Below are 16,476 nucleotides of genomic sequence, written 5' to 3' on the forward strand. Positions count from 1 at the left end.
CCTTGGTGCATAAAACTAAGGGGCAACACCTGTTCCCATCCCGAACACAGCAGTTAAGTCCTTAGTACTGACAATAGTTCTTTATTGAGTGAAGATAGGGAGTGCCAAGGTTTGTTTTATAAAAAAGAATAAAAAAGAGGATTAGCTCAGTTGGGAGAGCGTCTGCCTTACAAGCAGAATGTCGGGGGTTCAAGTCCCTCATCCTCTACCAAACAATTACTATTTTTTTTATTCTTTTTTTATAGAAAAACAATAATTTTATTGCCAAAATAGCTCAATAGGTAGAGCAACTGATTTGTAATCAGTAGGTTACGGGTTCGATTCCTGTTTTTGGCACCACTTTATTGTCCCGTTAGCTCAGCTGGTAGAGCACTTGACTTTTAATCAAGGTGTCGAAGGTTCGACTCCTTCACGGGATACCATTTTTTATTAATCTTTCTTTTTCTTTTTTTATTTTTATACAAAATAAGAAAAATGTTTATATGTTTGCCTGGATGGTGGAATCGGTAGACACGTGGGACTTAAAATCCCATGGTTTATAGCCGTGTCGGTTCAAGTCCGACTCCAGGTACCATTTTGGGGCTTTAGCTCAGCTGGAAGAGCATCTGTCTTGCACACAGAAGGTCAGCGGTTCGATCCCGCTAAGCTCCACCATAAAAACATTAACATTAATATATTAATCTTAAAATGATGGCGGTGTAGCTCAGCTGGCGAGAGTGTACGGTTCATACCCGTGAGGTCGAGGGTTCGAATCCCTCTGCCGCTACCATGGACCTGTAGCTCAGCTGGTCAGAGCTACCGGCTCATAACCGGTTGGTCGTAGGTTCGAATCCTACCGGGTCCACCATTTTTTTGGAGGAATACCCAAGTCCGGTTGAAGGGGTCAGTCTTGAAAACTGAGAGGTCCGAAAGGACGCGGGGGTTCGAATCCCTCTTCCTCCGCCATCAATTAAATATTATACCGCGGGGTAGAGCAGTTTGGTAGCTCGTCGGGCTCATAATCCGAAGGTCATAGGTTCGAATCCTATCCCCGCAACCAAAATTGGTCCGGTGGTGTAGTGGTTAACATGCTTGCCTGTCACGCAGGAGATCGCGGGTTCAAGTCCCGTCCGGACCGCCATAGGCTCTGTAGCTCAGTCGGTAGAGCAGTGGCCTGAAGAGCCTCGTGTCGACAGTTCGATTCTGTCCGGAGCCACCATATTATTTTCTGATTTTATTTTTTTAACTATATCTTTCTTAAGCCAAATAAACAAATGAGTAGCCCCAAAAAGGCTACTTTTATCTTTTTATATTGTCTTTTATTAAATATTATAACTATTTTAAAATTATTTCCATATGAGACTACAGAATATAAAATTAAAACCACCTTTTGGGGTAGTTTTTTTATTAATATAAATTATAAATACAACTTAAAATTAACATTCGTCTACATTTTTGATTTGTTCCAAATGTCCTAAAAGTTCATTTTTTATTTTATCTATTTGTTTGATTGTTTTTTCTATTATTTCTTTAGTCTTAGGTTCTTTGGTTTGTTTTTCTAAATTTTCCAAATATGAAGGAAAATTTTGTAGATAAAAAAGCAGATCATTTTTACTTCCCATATAATATGGATTTGCATTCAGGACACAACTAAAATTATTAATTTCTTCTTGCTTTTGTATTAGAAAGTTATATAAATGTTTACATATAGTTTCGGTTTTACACATCATTACAAAAAAAATTATTAGTGGCAAAAATAGGTTCATTGTGATAACAAATATTTTTTTGTTTTCCTCCTCTTGTAATTGTTACGCTATAAGAGCCTGTATTATATTTATTACAATATTCCTTTTTTTGTCCTTTTCCTCCATGGGTCCATAAGTATTTGCCAGATGGTTCAGGTTTTTTGATGTTCTCCCTGAATATTTTAATTGTAAAATATTTTTGCAAAGAAATGTTACTTAAAAAAAACATTTAATATATTGTTCAAAAAAAATTCTAAATCTTTGGTTTTAATATTTTTACCTTTTTTATTTAAGTTTTTTAAATTTTTAATGCCTTTTTGATTTTTTTGTAATAATTTATATAAAGTTTGATATTCTAAATCTTTTATATTTTTTGTATTTATAATAAAACAATTACTCAATGCCCAAAAAGGTTTTTCGTGATAATGAACATATCCGCTATCTCTTCCTATGGTTATAGTTCCTGCGTTTTGATTTGCTCTTTCACTTTTACCTTTTGAATATGTTTTTTTATTTTCTCCCATTATTGGGTATTTACCATTTGGACTTTTAGGAGGTTTTTTCTCTCCAGAATCAATTTTTATGAATTTATTTTTTTTATATTTTTTTTATTAGAAGACATTTTTTACCTCTCTTTTATGATTGAACTTTTTATAAATATATCTACATTATTAAATATTTTATCTTTTTTATCTTTGTTTTATTAAAGCAAAATATTTAATAATATTTATATACTTTTTTAAATTACACTTTCACTATTAATATTATATAAACAAATGGAAAAATAAAATTATGTTTTTGCACATAATTTTATTTTCTATCACTTATTTTTTCTATTTTTTTCAATAACAAAGAAACTAATAACACCAAAACTAAATAAACAAAGATAGGCACTATTAAAGCCAATATTTTTGCATTTGCACTTGCAACAGATGTGTTTACTGTGCTTCCTGCATTATAAAGTTCATTTATGCCAATAACTCCAAAAACACTACTATCTTTGATATTAACAATAAATTCATTAGAAATTCTTAATAAAGATTTACGAACAACTTGTGGACAAACAACCTTTTTAAAGGTTTGTGTTTGTGTCATCCCCAAAGATAATGATGCTTCAATTTGTCCAGAGTCAAAAAATTCCATATTTTTAATCATAACTTCAGCAAGATAAGCAGCTGAGTTAAAAATAATTACAAATAAACCAGATTGCAATGGAGTTAACCATTTAAAATAACCAGTTCCTTTGAGTCCGAAATGAAAAAACATTGCTTGCAACATCATAGGAATACTTTTAATAATAAAAATATAAACATTAATGCTTTTATCAAGTATTTTAAAGAAATATTGTTTTTTTAAACTCATTTTTGTATGTTTATTAAGAGTTATGATTCCTTTAATATAAAGCACACATAAAGATACTATAAAAGCTCCTATGGTACCAAAGAAAGCAATTTTAAATGTGGTTTCAAAGCCTTCTTTATATAATGGATAATATATTTTTAATAATCTTTGTAATAAATTAAACCAATTAAAAATATTTGACATTATTATAAATTAGCATTTTCATCTTTTGCATATTGAACAGCTTTTAATTTTAATGCTTGAGTTGTTTGTTTATCTTGTGTAAAATGTAGTTCTTCTAATGCTTTATTGACCTCTTTTGTTAATTTTTCATTTTCTTTTTTGATTGCTATATGTGATTGTTTGGTGTTTTGGAAAGTTTGGCATTCTTCTTTTGTAAGTTGAGGGTTTGAGTCATAATATTCTTTGATTTTTTCCATTAATTGGTTATCGATGTTTGGAACTGATTTTGCTAATTTTGGATTTTTTGATATAAATAATTCTGCAAAATCAGATTCTAAAATATAACCATCAATTGTTTTTTCTAGCAATCCTAAATTAAAAGCATTTAAATCTTGTAATTCTTGAGGATGATCGCTTATCATTTTTGCTTTTTTTTCGTGTGCAGAATCTTTTAAATCTTTGTGTAAGATAACTTTAACTGATCCAAAATGATAAGGTTCTGAAAAAGCAACTGTTTCTTCTCTTTCAGGGGTTTTGGTATGTCCTGCAATAACTAAATCTACTTCATTACTTGTTAAAGCATTAAATAATCCATCAAAATCTATTTTTTTAATAATTAATTTTTTACTTAACTTTTTAGCTAATTTTTTAGCAATTGCTACATTATAACCACAAGCAAATCCATTTTTTTTTCCTTGAATAGGATGTATTTGGTCTTTGTATTGTTCGTTGTTTCCCATAGTAACCCATTCTAAAGGAGCGTATTCAAGTTCCGTTCCTACTACTAAATCGCCATTTAATGCAATTTCTTCGGTTGGGGTGGTTTGAGTAGTTGTTTTATCTTTTGTTAGTTGCCGCCATACAATTCCTCCTATTATGCCTAAAATTACAAAAGCACCAACAACTAAACTAATAATTAAATTTTTATTCTGTTTCATTTTATTACCTCTTTTGGGATTATATTTTTTATTAATAAAAGTTTTTGTAATTAAAAAAATTATACTTATAATATTTATTTAGTCAATTATAAAATTATCACTTTTGTTATTTACTCGTTTTTATTAAAACGCCTTATTTAATATTTTTTTTGATTATATTTTTTCTTTTTGGCTTGCCTATTTTAAATTTATTATTTTTGAATCATTTGTATTTATTAAAAGAAGCATCTTTGAGAAAAGTTTTTAATTTATCACTTTGAGGGTTGTTAAGGATTTGTTGTGGAGTTCCTTCTTCTAAAATTATGCCATCTGCCATAAAAACAATTCTATCAGAAATTTTTTGAGCAAATGCAATTTCATGAGTTACTAAAATAATAGTTATTTTTTCATTAGTTAAATTAGTCATAATATCAAGAACTTCTTTAGTTAATTGTGGATCCAAAGAAGCGGTAGGTTCATCAAATAAAATTATTTCTGGATTCATACATAAGGTTCTTGCAATTGCAACCCGTTGTTTTTGTCCTCCTGAAAGTGTTTGAATGCTTTGAGATGCTACATCTAAGAGTCCTACTTTTTGTAATTTTTCGCGTGCTATTGTTTGTGCTTCTTCTTTGCTTTTTTTAAACACTTCTATGAGTGCCAAAGTGCAATTATTCAAGACATTTTTGTGGGCAAATAAATTGAAATGTTGAAAAACCATGCCAATTTTTTTTCTTAAATTATACACATTATATTTTGGATTTAAGATATTTGTGCCTTCAAATAAAATAGTGCCAAAATCAGGTTCTTCCAATAAATTAAGACATCTTAAAAGAGAAGATTTACCAGCTCCTGAAGGCCCTATTAAAGTAATAATTTCGTTTTGTTTGATTTTTAAATTAATGTCTTTTAAAACAACTTTAGTTCCATATTTTTTTTGGAGATTTGTAATTTCGATGATATTATGCATTTTTATTACCTAATTTGGTTTCTAATTTTTTTAAAAGATAAGAAGAGATGAAAATTAAAATTATATATATTAAAGATGCGTTTATTAAAAAACCAAAATTATTTGATGTTCTATAATTGTTTTTGCTAAAAGTAAAAATATCTACAACTGTAATTACATAAAAAACACAAATATCTTTGATATTTAGAATAAATTCATTGATAATTCGTAGTAAAGATTGATGGATTACTTGAGGACATATAACGTGTTTAAAAGCTTGCTTGCGAGTCATTCCTAAAGCTAGGGATGCCTCAATTTGACCAGGGTCAAAAAAGGACATATTTTTAATCATAAATTCTGCTAACATAGCGCAAGAATTAAAAATAAGGATAAATAGTGCGGCTTGAAAAGGTTCTAACCATTCAAAATAACCAGTTCTTCTAAGTCCATAAAAAACAAGCATTGCTTGTAACATCATAGGGACACTTTTAACAAAAAAGATATAAAAATATAAGATAATATCTATTGTTTTGTAAAAATATCTCTCATAAAATCTTATCCGTTTCTTTTTTCTGATTCCTTTGATATAAAGGAGCCATAAAGATAACAAAAAAGCCCCTAATGTTCCTAAAAAAGCAAGGCTTATAGTAGTACAAATTACATTCCAATATGAGGGTAGATTATTTATAAATAAATTATAGCAGTTTTTCATAGGATCGTTCCACAGTTTCTTCCTTTTTTGTATATTTAATTGTATTTTTTTTGATATAATTTTATACAATTTTACTTAAATTATTTGTTATTTTCTTTTGTTTTGATGTAAGATAATAAATTTCATAATATTTTTTAAAATTCACTTTGTTAATTAGTTAATTTAATAGTTATTAAATTTATTAATTTTTTTCAAAAGAAAAAATATTTCATTTAAGTTTTAATGTCTTTATTATAACACATTATTTGTTTGGTTATGGTGTTTTTTTACATAATTATTGTTTTTTGATATTTTTGTGAAATGAAATTGATAAAATAAAAACCATTTACGGGAATGCCGTAAATGGTTGTTTTCAATAATTTAATTTATAATTTTAATATTTTTTTATTAAGTTGTAGTTGGCCAAAGATTCTTTATTGCATCTTGTATCCAACTTGCAAAAAGTTTATCACTTAATTGTTCTACTAAAGGAAGACAAGATTCATCTACATTGACTAAAAGTGTTTTAGCTTCTTTAAAAATCGTTGTTAATATACTTATTAAACTTGCTTTTGTATTATTATCATCATATGTGCATGCATCAAAACTTTCTACTTCTACATCTTCCCAATAATCAACTCCTAGAACGCTAGAATATAGAAACTCTACAAGTGTTCCAACTTCAGATTGAGATTTAGGATTTTTGGTTTTTAAATATAATTTTGTTTTGTAAGCCACGTAAGAACATGATAATGATGTTTTTGTACTTAAAGAATCTTGAATGCTTTGAAATAAATTATAATTTACTACCTCTAATTTTGGTCCTTGTGATTGTGGTGATTCAGATACAGGAGTTGTTTTTTCTTTTGGATCTTTTTTGTCATCTGCAAAAGCACTTGGAATAAATGCTGATAAGAAACATGAAATAAACACAAATGTAATTACTATCAAGAAAATTAAATAATTATTTTTAATTGATTTTTTTAACAATTATAAAACCTCCTAATTAAAATATACAAACTTAAAGTAACTATCATCTTGTAGGTTTATTATATCATACTTTAAATGTTTTGTATCTAAAAAACCGTTTTAAAATGACCTGAATTAATTATTCTTTTAATATTTAATTAATTTTTAATCGAGATTTAGTTTGTTAAAATTGAATAAAATGCAGTGATTTTATTATAATATTACATTTTTTAACTTTAATTTGTGTTATAATTAGCATGAGAATAAATACATTTTTTGATGATTCTACAAAGATGATTTTTAAAATTTATTTATTTTCTATTTTTGTATTTGCCTTTTTAATTTTTTAAATTTTATTTCAATGTTAAGTTGGAAATAAAATCATATAAAGAAAGCAGGTGATATATAAATTATGGTAAAACTCAAAAAACATAAAGCAAAACTGTTAATATTTGCTGGCTTTTGGGCTATTTTGCTATTTTTAAATCACAATTATTTAATTTTTGCTGACCAAGATGATGATATTGAAAACGTGATAACTCTAATTGAAACTAAAGAGAATCAAACAGAACAAATAAAAATACAATGTCAAGATTTATTGCAAAAGGGCGAGAAAGATGCCTAATTTCTTAGTAAATTAACCACTTACAACTGCAATTAGTAATGCAGTACAACATATTTTTGGTCTATTTTGTGAAAGCAAGATAGATTATAGCAGAAAATAAAAGCAAAAAAACGAGAAACTGTTTATCGTTTGGATTTGCGAGTTGAAAATAGTCATGGAAAAGCTTTGCAATAAGCCTAAGAGAAAAAAATGGGCAGTAGCTATAAGGAAAAACAGTTGATACCTTATATTTTAGGGCAGTTTATATATTTTTTGCGTATATAAAATTTACTAACACTTATTGATTTAAGTGGCAAGCAAAATTGCTAAACCTAAAACCACCACAACCACATAATTTTTTTATTTTTGTATATTAATTGTGGTTATCTCTCCTAAAACTATTAAGGTAAGAAATTAGAGTAACTTCTATCTTCCTAAAAGTTATTTGCTAAAAGAAAGTTATTTGATAAAAGTATAAAAGCATCTAAAATAAACTTAAGTGTTTAGGCTCAAGGAAAAAGCAGAATCGTAGTAGTCGTAAGAAATTCAAAGCTTAGCTGGAATGCATAAGTGGACTGACTTACCAAGGAATTTGGGAAAACCAAATACAAGGCGAAAGAAGAAATATATTTTATATAAACGCTGTATGCTTGGAAACTTGCTTGTACGGTGTTGTGCGAGGCTCAAAAAAACCTAATTATTAGCTAATAATTAAGGCGTTTTGTTTCTATCGCGATAATTACTCAAATCAAAACTGAAATTAATCAATTAGCAGTTAATAATCAAACAGAAATTCAAAAATATTTAAATGATTCCATTTTTATAAATATCCTAGGTTTAATTAAAAAAAAAGAAGTAGGAGCCCAACAACAAGTAATTGATTATTTGGAACAAATATATATTTTGGTACAAGAATTTAATACAGATGTTAATAGTATTTTAACATCATTTGAAATATTGACAGCAAAAAAATTAAAATTTAGAGAAGTTTCTAAAGAGTACGATAATGTTTTAGACAAAATTACAAATATTTTTTCATATATGAAATCAATATCCACATTAAATGATGCAATATATGAACAAGATTCAAAAAGCAGTGTTTCTGATGAATCATCTAATTTAGATGCAAAAGTACAAGAAGCTTTAGAACAATTGGGTGGAATTAAAAAATTAAAAGATCAAAAAGTTCATGTAGATCAATTAAATGCTCAATTTAATATTTTAAAAGATCAAAATCCTTTAACTCCTTCAGGTGGTTCCGGTTCTTCTAATACTTCTGGTGGTGATTTTGATACTTCTCAAAATAATAATTCTAATGTAACCAATAGTTTTTTATTTTTTTTCTTTGTAATATTTATTTTATTATTTGTTGTTTTGATATTGTATTTTATTTTTCAAAATTTTGCAAACACAAAATAACAATTAGTTTTTTAAAATTATAAATATTATTTTTACTAAAATCAAGACTAAATTTCCCAAAATTAAATATTTATGATAATATAAAGACCAACTTCAAAGTTGGTCTTTTTTTATTTTGGGGCTTTTTCAAGGAACAAAACTAGTTTAGTATTTTGTAACAATATAATGGATTTTTTCTGAAATTTCTTCTTTTTCGTTGTATTTATCTATGTAATCAATATCAATGCCGTTTTTAAGATAGTAAGTATGAGAAATCTTTTTTCCAGTTTGAAGGCTATATTTAGCTTCACTGTCTATTTTGTTATTGTCTTGGTAATAAATTATTTTTGTTATTTTTTTAGTATTTTGATCAAGATATATGACACAAAATAAAGTTCCTTGTTGTGTAAAGTGTTTTATTTGGAGGCATTTTTTAGTTTGGGGGTTGTATTTTTCAATGAAATTAATAGTTTTTTGATTGGGGTAAAAAGTAGTTTTTTTGATTAAATTGTTTGTTATTGAATCGTATATATTTATCATTTGGGTATTTTCGTTTGAGTTTGTAACAATTAAATTATTTTCGTTTGAAATTAATTTATTTTGGTTAACTATTTCATTATTATTTTCTTTATTTGGTTTATTTTCTTGGATAATCGGATTTGGTAGTTTTGTTGATTCTTCTTTTTGAGTAAATATTTTATCTTTGCGTTCTTTGTTATATAAAATAAAACTACTTAAAAACATTATAATAACCATTAAAATAAGGCACAATATGTGAATTAATTGCCATTTATGCTTTTTTTGTTTGTGTTTGTGTTTGTCTTTGCGTTCTTTGGGAGTTGTTGTTTCTTTTTGGTCTTTTGTTTCTTTTTTTACAAATTTCATAAAATTACTTTTCTTTTTTGTTATAACTTATCAAACCCCATTTATGCTACAACTTATTTATAAAATTATAAAATTGCTAAATTGCCAAATTATCATTGCTAAATCTTTAAATCTTAAAACCAAAAGCACAAATCATAGATTACAAATAAGTACTCTTATTATACAACATATATTGTTATTTGCATCAATACTTTTAAAATTACTCAATATTTTAATATTTTAGCAGTTTTTATTTGTAAATTGATGGAAAAATACAAATATTTAAAATAAATAAGCATATTTTTTGTTTTTTTTGATGTTAAAATATAGTTAATTAACAATTTGTTTTTTTTCTTATTTGTTATTTGTTAAAAATTAGATTAAAAATATTATTTGTAATTGTATATTTATAAATTAATAGATATAAGTATATTTATAAGTAATTTTATAATTATAATTAATATTTGCAAATTTTTAAGTTATCAATACTTAATATACAACAAAAATAAAAGAAAGGGTTTTTTTTATGTAAAAGTAATAATTTCACTATATTAATTTATAAACTGGCTTGCATAATATCTAAGTTTTTCCAAATGCTGCAAAAATAGCTAAATTGATCTTTATAAGTTTTTAAACATTTTAAATTGTTTATCTTTTGGAAACTGATCATCATATTAAAAATTTATTATTTTTACATTTTTACAATAAAAAACAATTTCTTATTTAGGATAAAGAAGAAAGGCAGTTGTTTTAAAAGTGACACAACAAAAACAAAAACAATTATTATGTCTAGTTGTAATTATATCTGGATTTTTATTTGTATTATTAGCTATTCTTATTATTGATCCTTTTGGATGGTTTAAAAAAACAAAAACACTACCTCAAACCCATTTAGAAACTACATATAATCCCCCATATCCTTTTGTTACACCAGAAACATTTAGTCTGGATTATGATAAATTAAATGTAGAACAAACTATTAATAAAGTCAATGATATTTTAGAAGAAACATCATTAGAAGAAAATAATATAAAAATAAGTAAATTAGATAATGAAATAATTAAAAATAACTTTAATGAAATTCCTAAAAATAAATTAGAAACTGATTATTTGGAAAGAAAAAGAAAAGATTATATTGAAGATAAACAAGCTCAAAATAAAGAAAAGATAGAGAATTTAACAATAGAAAAGAATCAAAAAGTAAATAATAAAGACGAATTACATAATCAAATAATTCCTTTGAAAAATCAAGAATTAGAAGCAAAAAGCAAAAAAACACAATTAGAAAACAATTTAGAAACTTTAAAAAATAAAAATACTACTTTGCAAGGACAAATTACAAATTTGGGAAATCAAATCCAAAACGAACCAAGTTCTACATTACAAAATTACTCAGAAAGCAATTTAGAATAAAGGAATAATAGTGATATTCAAGAACGAATTGGAAATATACAAAGCGCCGTTCAATCTAATCAAACTCAAATCAATAATATTACAAATAACGAATTTCCCCCAATTCAAACTTAAATTACAAATCTTCAAGAAAACTTAAGTCCTTTAGTGAAAGAACACAAAAATTTAATAGAAGAAATAAAAGAATTAGAATCACAAATAAAATGTTTAAAAAAATGTCAAACTTGTCAACAATGGAAAAATTGTATAGACAGCGAATTTAAAACAACTTTTTATCCTATGGTTAAAAAAGAAAGAGATGCTTTATTATTTCAAGTAACCCTTATTAAAACTAAATATCTTTTATTAGCTATTAAAAAAATAAGTAAATATTACTTTGAATTAAAAAATTTATTAGACTATAAAAAAGAAGAAATAAAAAATAATTGTTTTGCAGACCAAAATTCTATTCTATATTTAGAAAATACTTTTTATCAAACTCAACATCATCTTATTTCTTTAATGTCAATGTTAAAAGGAATTGAAAAAGCAAATAAAGGAAAAAAACCTTCTTTTGAATATGATGATTTATTTTCTAAAACAGTTAGATTTTTAAATATAATTGATTCTCTTTCAAAAGATGAATCACTTAAACATCAATTTGAAAAAGAAGAACCAAACCTACAAAGTAAAAACTTGCAAAACGATAAACTCGATAAATTGTTGCAAGACAGAGCAAATGACCGTTATTTACCACCAATTAGAAATCCACAAGAACAAAATGCATTTATAAATAAATTCAAACAAATCTTTATGGATGAAGAATTTCAAGAAGACGAATCTAAACCCGAACCTGCATTTATACAAACTTTTAAAAAAAATCAATTTTTTAATAAAAATAAATCTGAATCTGAACCTGAATTAAATAATTGGGATAATATAAAAAAATTCAATCCTAATTGTCAATATCTTAATTTAGATCAATATTGTTTAGAACCTAACACACCCCAAAAAAAGACAAAAAACCCTATGAAAAATTTATATAGCTTTTAAGAACTATTTCTTCACAAGGACAATATACATTTGAAATACAAATATAAAGATATAAAAGATATAAAATAAATAGAAAAGAAAAAACCATGTTAACACAAAATAATCAAGTAAATTTGTTTAAAGAACATTGGCAAAAAGTAGCAGTTGTTGCTTTGGTATTAAATCATACTAAAAATGATCATGAAAATCAATTTATAAACGACCCTTTCCAGATTCTAATTTTCTAGGAAATCCCAAACCAGACAAGAAAGAAAAAAACCTAAAAAACCTAAAAATCCCAATGAAGACGACGACCAATCCCAAAATAATTCATCCAATGTTTCTGCTATGAACTCCGATTCTTTATCTGGTTTATTAGATGTGCTTACTCCTCCAGAATTAATTTTGAAATTTTTAAACCTTATAGTTGTATTTTCGGATTAGAAGAACCCATTCAAAAATTAAAAGAAATAGGGGACCGTTTTGACCTAAGAACTAAACATAAATATAATTTAGGAAAAAAAGGAAAGCCTACCAAACTTCCTAGAGGAGTTATTTTTTATGGACCTCCAGGAACTGGTAAAACTCTTTTAGCTGAATGTTTTGCTAAAGAATCTCAGCTAAATTCCTATATTATTAATCCCGCTCACACTTTGGAAGAAATAGAAAAAATCTTTGTCAAAGCAAGAAAAAATAGTCCTTCAATTGTCTTTGCAGATGAAGCCGAAGAAACTATTAAAGCAAGAGATTCTAAAGACTTTTTAGAACCAGGTGATGCTAAAAAAACCGCTTTAATCTTAGCTGAATTAGATGGTGTAAAAACAGATCCTGATAAACCAATTTGTTTTGTGGCTGCAACTAATCACTTAGGAAAAATAGATTCTGACATCGTTTCTCGTCTAGAACCTGTATACATCGGAAACATCGAACCTGATAGAAGAATTGGATTCTTACGTATTATGGCAAAACTTTACAAAATTAATCAAAACAATTATGATTATCTAAGAGTTATTGCTGACAATTTCAACTATTCCCTAGACCATCCAGAAATGTTTGCAGAAGCCATAGAACATGGTTATGTTATTCCTGCCGTTGCTAAAAAAGTGTTAGAGGTAGCACAAAAATTGGAGCCATAGAATATTTTATGGCAACTTAGACCCTGTTAATAATGTAGTTGATAGAAATGAAAGACTTGAAAAAATGAAAAAAGCAGGCGCCCAATATCTTCCTCCAACTGACCAAAATGGCAAACCTAAATATGATATAGAAGTTTTAGAAGGTATTAAAAAACATTTCTTTGACCTTTTATCAGGAAGAAAATTAGAAAACTTAATTACTAATGCTGCTAATAAAGCAGGTGAGGTGTTCCAAAACTTTAGACACTTTTTACTTTTTAAAAATTCTTTAAGACTAACTATTAAGTTAGTCTTTTTTTCTTTTCAAGACTAAAAAAATAATTTCATATCTTTTCTAAAAATATTTTTAGGAAGGAATAAAATGTTAAGAGAAAAATTATTTAAAGATTTTTTAAAAAATAAAAAGAATTTAGAAATTCGTAATCAATTAATCGAACTTCATTTACCTTTAGTAAAAAAACTAGTTTATCAATTTAAATATTACCCTCAAGTTTTAACTAAAGAAGATTTATATCAAGAAGGGATTTTAGGATTAATCAAAGCCCTAAATAATTACCAAGATTTAGGCTATGACTTTGTTACTTACACAACCCCGAAAATAAAATTTGCAATCAATGAACTAATAAGAAAAAGCCATTCACCTTCAATCCCCCAAAAAACTACCAAACACAACAATATCAGTTTTAAAGAAGAAAAATACCTACAACCTAATTGGGATAAAATCCTTAATCCGCATCAATTATGGCTAAAACAAGTAAAACATGAATTATTAATAAAAAAACTAAAAACTAAACTAAGTAAAAATGAATTCAATGTTATTTGTTTAAGTTTTGGTATCTCGCTAGAAAACAAAAACGAACCTAATCAACAACCCCTAACCAATCATGCAATCGCCCAAAAACTAAAATTAACTTTAAGACAAATAGAAAAAATCAAAAATATCGCTATTCAAAAAATAAGTCCAAATAATAAAGATAATTATAAAAATAAGGAGAATAAAAAATGTTAAATAAAGTTCAATTAATTGGTAATATCGCTCATAACCTAGAAAAACAATATATCAATAGCAACAACGAACAAATACCTAAAATAGATTTCAATTTAGCAATTAACAATAAAGATAAAGTGCAATACATCCCTTGTGTAGTGTTTCGTAATCAAGCTGAAAACATGAGTACATATTTAAATAAAGGTTCAAAAATATATGCAGAAGGCGCATTATCCATCCAAAAATATACCACAAACGAAGGTAAAACGCGAACCACCACCAAAGTAATTATCCAAAACGTCATCTTTTTAGACAACAAAACTAAATAATATTTAAAAAATTAAGTCCCCAAAAGGGACTTTTTTATAAAAAAAGGAGAAAAAAATATGAATAAAAAAGAATTAATTAAATCAATAGCTGAGGTAAATAAAACCTCAATAACCCAATATATCCAATTTTCTTGAAAGGAAAAAAATATGAAATTATTAATAAAAATATTATCTTTGTTTTTTAAATCTTTGTCATTTTGTATTCTTTTTTATATTTTGTCATCACATATTTCTTCTTTATTTTTGCACTTATTTTGTACATTTTTTATCTCTCATTTTATAAATAAATTGATTGATTTTATTTTTTTACAGGCGTTTGCTTAATATTAATTTTTAGGATAGCAACATTTTAAGAAAATTAAACAAAATAAAAGTTAACTAAGACTCTCATCACGAGAGTCTTTTTTTATACCCAAATTTTTAAAAAGGAGCATAAAATGAAATTAATTATATTCGAAGGACTTGACGGGAGTGGAAAAACAAGTCTAATAAAAAGCGTTCAACAAACTTTAACAAAAAAAGGTTTTTTAATCAGCATGTCGAGAAAAGCTACTCCGCGTGATAACGCTGTAATTGAAAATTTTTTTGGACAAATGAAAACTATCTTACAACACCAACATCCTTTTTTATTTCAAAAATCAACCGAAAAAGTTAAAAAAATAATCAATTATTTCCCTAATTTTTGGAACAATCAATGGATTTTAGCTAAATTAAATTATTCATCTCCTTCTCAATATTGCCAAAATCTTATATAAATTATTTTTTTAATTTATTTTAATGTTTAGCCTTGAAAAAGAGGTTACTTTTTTGCACCTTTTTTTCACCCAAATAAAATAATTACGTAAAAAAATAATTATATTTTCATTTTATATGGGATTTTTTAACTTTTTTTACTTAAATATATAGTGAAAGGATAAAATATTTTAAAAAAATATCTTTTGAAACTAAAGAATTATTAAAATGTTTAGAAACTTTTTAGAATGAAAAAAATATTTCTTTAGTTTGAAAAGATATGTAATTATCTATTAATTTTTTAGTCTTAAAGAGTAATTTTGAAATTAAAATATGTCTAAAAAATCGGAACAGCTCAAGGTTTCCATGGACATTCAGAAATTTAATTTCTGATTTAGAAGAAGCTTTTGGTGAATATTTTGGTCATAGACAAGATTATTTAAACAATAATAATTTAAGCCAAGAAGCTAAAGAGGCATTGGAAAAAATAAATAATTCTTTATATAACGAAGAAATAAATAATCATTTAGGAACACGAGGACCACTTATTGACGAAGACGTACAAAAAAAACAATAATTTATTAAAAAAATATTGCTTTTAAAATCAATTATTATGGTATAATATTTACAATTTATACTCTAACATAACTTGAAGAAAATATTTTAAAAGGAGGTTAATTTGATATGGATAATTACCTTATTGCCAAAAAAACTATTACTAAAAATAATAATTATATTATCTTTTATAAGTATTGGCTTTTTCCTTTCTTTTTTGCATTAATCTTTTTAAAAATAAGTATTAGTTGTTATGTCTTTTCTGATGAAGTTCCAAATCCTTTAAATCCTCCAACTCCTCAAAACCAACCAACTCCACAAAATTTAGAACAACCTCCTCAAAGACAACTTCCAAATCCAAACGAAACTCCCAAACCAAACGAAGCCTCCCAACCAACTACAAACTAACCAAAAGAACAACAAGAATTACCATATAAACCAGAACCAGCCCAAGAAAATGAAGTTTTTAAAAGACATAAACAAGCCAAAAAACAACAAGACAAACAAAGAGAAACTTGTGAAAAAGAAACTAGACAACAATACGAAAAATTATATGATTATTTTTATGATAAAGATACTTTTACCAAATATTGGAATCAAAGAAATCAAAGACAAACTAAACCAAATCCTATTTTTGAAAAAATTTTATCCTTGAATATTGTAGGCGATTAA

At 26.1% G+C, this 16,476-nt stretch carries 19 protein-coding genes, 11 tRNA genes, 1 rRNA gene and 1 pseudogene; 23 read left to right on the forward strand and 9 right to left on the reverse strand.

Going from position 1 to position 16,476, the window contains the following annotated elements; all coding sequences use genetic code 11:
* Position 1: 1 nt before the first annotated feature.
* The 12 genes from rrf (at position 2) to BHE82_RS02345 (ending at position 1,198) form a co-directional block, all read left to right on the forward strand.
* A 5S ribosomal RNA gene (rrf, locus tag BHE82_RS02290) occupies positions 2–110 on the forward strand.
* Positions 111–135: 25 nt separating this feature from the next.
* Positions 136–211, forward strand: a tRNA-Val gene (locus tag BHE82_RS02295).
* Positions 212–263: 52 nt separating this feature from the next.
* A tRNA-Thr gene (locus BHE82_RS02300) sits at positions 264–339 on the forward strand.
* A 7-nt stretch (positions 340–346) separates the two neighbouring features.
* Positions 347–422, forward strand: a tRNA-Lys gene (locus BHE82_RS02305).
* Positions 423–488: 66 nt separating this feature from the next.
* Positions 489–574: transfer RNA gene (locus BHE82_RS02310), tRNA-Leu, on the forward strand.
* Between the two features lie 4 nt (positions 575–578).
* A tRNA-Ala gene (locus BHE82_RS02315) sits at positions 579–654 on the forward strand.
* 38 nt (positions 655–692) lie between these two features.
* A tRNA-Met gene (locus BHE82_RS02320) sits at positions 693–769 on the forward strand.
* Position 770: 1 nt separating this feature from the next.
* Positions 771–847: transfer RNA gene (locus BHE82_RS02325), tRNA-Ile, on the forward strand.
* A 7-nt stretch (positions 848–854) separates the two neighbouring features.
* Positions 855–945 (forward strand) — tRNA-Ser (locus BHE82_RS02330).
* Positions 946–962: 17 nt separating this feature from the next.
* Positions 963–1,039, forward strand: a tRNA-Met gene (locus BHE82_RS02335).
* A gap of 5 nt (positions 1,040–1,044) precedes the next feature.
* Positions 1,045–1,120, forward strand: a tRNA-Asp gene (locus BHE82_RS02340).
* A 2-nt stretch (positions 1,121–1,122) separates the two neighbouring features.
* Positions 1,123–1,198: transfer RNA gene (locus BHE82_RS02345), tRNA-Phe, on the forward strand.
* Positions 1,199–1,415: 217 nt separating this feature from the next.
* Here BHE82_RS02345 and BHE82_RS02350 read toward each other — a convergent pair.
* The 8 genes from BHE82_RS02350 to BHE82_RS02385 form a co-directional block, all read right to left on the reverse strand.
* The gene (locus tag BHE82_RS02350) at positions 1,416–1,601 is read right to left on the reverse strand and encodes a hypothetical protein (protein WP_071345643.1); all 186 of its coding nucleotides are present in this window, start codon (positions 1,599–1,601) and stop codon (positions 1,416–1,418) included.
* Between the two features lie 97 nt (positions 1,602–1,698).
* Complete coding sequence (locus tag BHE82_RS02355; protein WP_071345644.1) at positions 1,699–1,953, reverse strand: hypothetical protein; 255 nt, start codon at positions 1,951–1,953, stop codon at positions 1,699–1,701.
* Positions 1,937–2,308, reverse strand: coding sequence for a restriction endonuclease subunit S (locus BHE82_RS02360; protein ID WP_307876254.1), 372 nt, complete (start codon positions 2,306–2,308; stop codon positions 1,937–1,939). Before BHE82_RS02360 ends, BHE82_RS02355 begins: the two co-directional genes overlap by 17 nt.
* 226 nt (positions 2,309–2,534) lie before the next feature.
* Positions 2,535–3,269: an ABC transporter permease subunit gene (locus BHE82_RS02365; protein WP_071345646.1), complete on the reverse strand. Its 735-nt coding sequence runs from the start codon at positions 3,267–3,269 to the stop codon at positions 2,535–2,537.
* Between the two features lie 2 nt (positions 3,270–3,271).
* A complete protein-coding gene (locus tag BHE82_RS02370) occupies positions 3,272–4,186 on the reverse strand; it encodes a transporter substrate-binding domain-containing protein (RefSeq protein ID WP_071345647.1) in 915 nt (304 codons plus the stop codon).
* A gap of 202 nt (positions 4,187–4,388) precedes the next feature.
* Complete coding sequence (locus BHE82_RS02375) at positions 4,389–5,135, reverse strand: amino acid ABC transporter ATP-binding protein (RefSeq protein ID WP_071345648.1); 747 nt, start codon at positions 5,133–5,135, stop codon at positions 4,389–4,391.
* Positions 5,128–5,826 carry an ABC transporter permease subunit gene (locus tag BHE82_RS02380; protein WP_071345649.1) on the reverse strand — a complete coding sequence of 233 codons (699 nt, stop codon included), beginning with the start codon at positions 5,824–5,826 and terminating at the stop codon, positions 5,128–5,130. Before BHE82_RS02380 ends, BHE82_RS02375 begins: the two co-directional genes overlap by 8 nt.
* Before the next feature lie 387 nt (positions 5,827–6,213).
* Positions 6,214–6,795, reverse strand: coding sequence for a hypothetical protein (locus tag BHE82_RS02385; protein ID WP_071345650.1), 582 nt, complete (start codon positions 6,793–6,795; stop codon positions 6,214–6,216).
* Positions 6,796–7,186: 391 nt separating this feature from the next.
* On the opposite strand from BHE82_RS02385, the gene BHE82_RS02390 reads away from it, so the two are divergent.
* A complete protein-coding gene (locus BHE82_RS02390; protein WP_011160837.1) occupies positions 7,187–7,399 on the forward strand; it encodes a hypothetical protein in 213 nt (70 codons plus the stop codon).
* Positions 7,400–8,281: 882 nt separating this feature from the next.
* The gene (locus tag BHE82_RS02395; RefSeq protein ID WP_180365495.1) at positions 8,282–8,797 is read left to right on the forward strand and encodes a hypothetical protein; all 516 of its coding nucleotides are present in this window, start codon (positions 8,282–8,284) and stop codon (positions 8,795–8,797) included.
* A gap of 144 nt (positions 8,798–8,941) precedes the next feature.
* Here the strand turns inward: BHE82_RS02395 and BHE82_RS02400 are convergent, their stop codons facing one another.
* Positions 8,942–9,661: a DUF2963 domain-containing protein gene (locus tag BHE82_RS02400; RefSeq protein WP_257608395.1), complete on the reverse strand. Its 720-nt coding sequence runs from the start codon at positions 9,659–9,661 to the stop codon at positions 8,942–8,944.
* A gap of 735 nt (positions 9,662–10,396) precedes the next feature.
* On the opposite strand from BHE82_RS02400, the gene BHE82_RS02405 reads away from it, so the two are divergent.
* The 9 genes and pseudogenes from BHE82_RS02405 (at position 10,397) to BHE82_RS02440 (ending at position 16,212) form a co-directional block, all read left to right on the forward strand.
* Positions 10,397–11,053, forward strand: coding sequence for a hypothetical protein (locus BHE82_RS02405; protein ID WP_071345652.1), 657 nt, complete (start codon positions 10,397–10,399; stop codon positions 11,051–11,053).
* A gap of 147 nt (positions 11,054–11,200) precedes the next feature.
* Complete coding sequence (locus BHE82_RS02410) at positions 11,201–12,085, forward strand: hypothetical protein (protein ID WP_071345653.1); 885 nt, start codon at positions 11,201–11,203, stop codon at positions 12,083–12,085.
* 86 nt (positions 12,086–12,171) lie between these two features.
* Positions 12,172–12,312 (forward strand): hypothetical protein, encoded by a 141-nt coding sequence (locus tag BHE82_RS03245; protein WP_180365496.1) that lies wholly within the window; start codon positions 12,172–12,174, stop codon positions 12,310–12,312.
* Between the two features lie 306 nt (positions 12,313–12,618).
* On the forward strand, positions 12,619–13,200 hold the full coding sequence (locus BHE82_RS03060; RefSeq protein WP_257608397.1) for an ATP-binding protein: 582 nt from the start codon (positions 12,619–12,621) through the stop codon (positions 13,198–13,200).
* A gap of 64 nt (positions 13,201–13,264) precedes the next feature.
* The gene (locus BHE82_RS02420) at positions 13,265–13,513 is read left to right on the forward strand and encodes a hypothetical protein (protein ID WP_071345655.1); all 249 of its coding nucleotides are present in this window, start codon (positions 13,265–13,267) and stop codon (positions 13,511–13,513) included.
* A gap of 48 nt (positions 13,514–13,561) precedes the next feature.
* Positions 13,562–14,209 carry a sigma-70 family RNA polymerase sigma factor gene (locus tag BHE82_RS02425; RefSeq protein WP_042067970.1) on the forward strand — a complete coding sequence of 216 codons (648 nt, stop codon included), beginning with the start codon at positions 13,562–13,564 and terminating at the stop codon, positions 14,207–14,209.
* Positions 14,203–14,517: a single-stranded DNA-binding protein gene (locus BHE82_RS02430; RefSeq protein ID WP_011160778.1), complete on the forward strand. Its 315-nt coding sequence runs from the start codon at positions 14,203–14,205 to the stop codon at positions 14,515–14,517. Before BHE82_RS02425 ends, BHE82_RS02430 begins: the two co-directional genes overlap by 7 nt.
* A 491-nt stretch (positions 14,518–15,008) precedes the next feature.
* Positions 15,009–15,272, forward strand: a pseudogene (locus tag BHE82_RS02435) (IS3 family transposase); the annotation flags it as partial.
* A gap of 661 nt (positions 15,273–15,933) precedes the next feature.
* Positions 15,934–16,212 (forward strand): hypothetical protein, encoded by a 279-nt coding sequence (locus tag BHE82_RS02440; protein ID WP_071345656.1) that lies wholly within the window; start codon positions 15,934–15,936, stop codon positions 16,210–16,212.
* Positions 16,213–16,476 lie beyond the last annotated feature (264 nt).

Origin of the sequence: Rice orange leaf phytoplasma (assembly GCF_001866375.1) — a bacterium.
Lineage (GTDB): Bacteria > Bacillota_I > Bacilli_A > Acholeplasmatales > Acholeplasmataceae > Phytoplasma > Phytoplasma asteris.